This window comes from Hymenobacter agri (assembly GCF_054778495.1).
In genome coordinates this window covers 1-1,714 of the sequence record NZ_BAAGZM010000768.1, presented here as the reverse complement: position 1 = coordinate 1,714, position 1,714 = coordinate 1, and the positions used below count along the sequence as shown (strand labels likewise).

Genomic DNA, 1,714 nt, shown 5'->3' with positions numbered 1-1,714 from the left:
CGGCGGAGGCGGTGGCTTCGGCGGCTTTGGGGGGGGCAGCAGCGGCGACGGCGGCGCCAGCGGCAGCTGGTAAAGCCAGTAGCGCGGGTAGTCGTCTGTCATTGCGAGTGGAGCATCCTGCGCACCGAGCAGACATGGGACGCGGCAATCCTTCCCTCATAACCGACAAGCCTGATAATGTGAAAGGCCCCGGCGCTACGCAGTGCCGGGGCCTTTTGCTTTTCATAGAACCACGTATTGCGCTATAGCAGCAGGTCACTTCGGGCGCCTGGGCGGGCGCGGCCAGCAGCCCGAGTCCGCCCAGGCGCCCGCAGCTTTTACATTCTGCGCAGTCCGGCCCCACCATCCGGCTCAACCTTTTGTCAGCGGGCACAGTATCAGGCTTACCGGGGCAGCTGCGGCTACCCGCTTCTTCTTCACCCCTTCTTTTTCTTTCAAGCCATGAATGCCTCCCGGTTTTCCCTGTTCCTCTTTTTGTGCGTGCTGGCCACCGCCCTCACCAGCTGCGAAGCCATCGGCGACATCTTTAAGGCCGGCGCCTACACGGGCATTATTGCCGTGTTCATCGTAGTGGCCCTATTGTTCTTCATCGTGAACAAGATGCGGGGCCCACGCCCCTAGTTTGCCTCCTTTGCCAAATGCAAAAAGGCGCGGCTCCCGATTGGGAGCCGCGCCTTTTCTTACTGGTTGCCGGCAGACCTATTTCTTGCTCGGCATGGTACCGATAATGTGGTCCCAAAGCGTGCTGCTCACGCCAAAGGCCACCTCGTCCTGCCGGTAGTGATGCTGGCTGTGGTGCGTCCACCACACTTTGAGGAAGTTTTTGGGCGGCGCGTAGGCGTGAATGGCGTAGTGCACAAACAGGTACATGGCGTAGCCGAACGTGAAGCCCGACAGCAACCCAAACGCGTACGAGCCGAAGCTGAACCGGAAGATGAAGAACAGCAGCGACGCCACGAACACCGTGATGATGGGCGGCATGGCCAAGCGGGTTTTATCCTTGGGATACTCGTGGTGCACGCCGTGCATGGTGTACTGGAACTTGGCCCGCCCTGGCGTGGTGGCCGGAATGTGGTACACGTAACGGTGCACCACGTACTCCACAAACGTGAAGGCCAGCAGCCCCAGCAAAAACAGCCCAATGGCCCCCAGCGCCGACATGAAGCCGTGCGTCAGGCCGTAGTACATGCTAATGATGCCGGTAGCCGCGAAAATGCTCACCGGCAAGGCGATGTGCGTGTGCGACAAGCGCTCCAGCACCGGATTTTTGAACAGCTGGGCCGAACCTTTGTGCTTGGGCCGCACGGGGGCGGCGTCGGTAGTCGGGGCCGGCGCTACGGCCGGCTCTTCGGTGGATACTGATTGCATAAGGTTATTGAGCGACAAACGAATCGAGGGGCAAATTTACGACGCGGGGGGCAATGTGCCGGGTCGGGCAAAGCCCGCCGCCGCCAGCCGCGCCACTACCGCCGGCAGCGTGCACGCCACTGAGCAGCGCACCCGCGCCTTGGCGTAAAACTGTTTTCGGGTAGCAAGGGTTTCGCGCAGCCAAGCTTCGGCGCCCCCGGCGGCCGCGATGAGCGGCCGTTTAGCGACTTCTTCGGGAGCCATGCGGGCAGCCAACTCGGCCACCGGCACATCGAGCCAGAGCGTGATGCCGGCCCGGTTGAGCAGTGCCATGTTGTCGTGAAAGCAGGGCGTGCCGCCGCCCGTG

3 protein-coding genes are annotated in these 1,714 nt (G+C 62.2%); 1 reads left to right on the top strand and 2 read right to left on the bottom strand.

What is annotated here, in order from left to right; all coding sequences use genetic code 11:
• Positions 1 to 441: 441 nt before the first annotated feature.
• Positions 442 to 621 carry a hypothetical protein gene (locus tag ACYVDE_RS21925; RefSeq protein WP_460503668.1) on the top strand — a complete coding sequence of 60 codons (180 nt, stop codon included), beginning with the start codon at positions 442 to 444 and terminating at the stop codon, positions 619 to 621.
• Positions 622 to 699: 78 nt separating this feature from the next.
• Here the strand turns inward: ACYVDE_RS21925 and ACYVDE_RS21920 are convergent, their stop codons facing one another.
• Both ACYVDE_RS21920 and ACYVDE_RS21915 read right to left on the bottom strand, forming a co-directional pair.
• Positions 700 to 1,368 (bottom strand): sterol desaturase family protein, encoded by a 669-nt coding sequence (locus ACYVDE_RS21920; RefSeq protein WP_460503667.1) that lies wholly within the window; start codon positions 1,366 to 1,368, stop codon positions 700 to 702.
• 36 nt (positions 1,369 to 1,404) lie between these two features.
• Positions 1,405 to 1,714: shikimate kinase (locus tag ACYVDE_RS21915; protein ID WP_460503665.1), on the bottom strand; the 310-nt coding region annotated here is incomplete at its 5' end.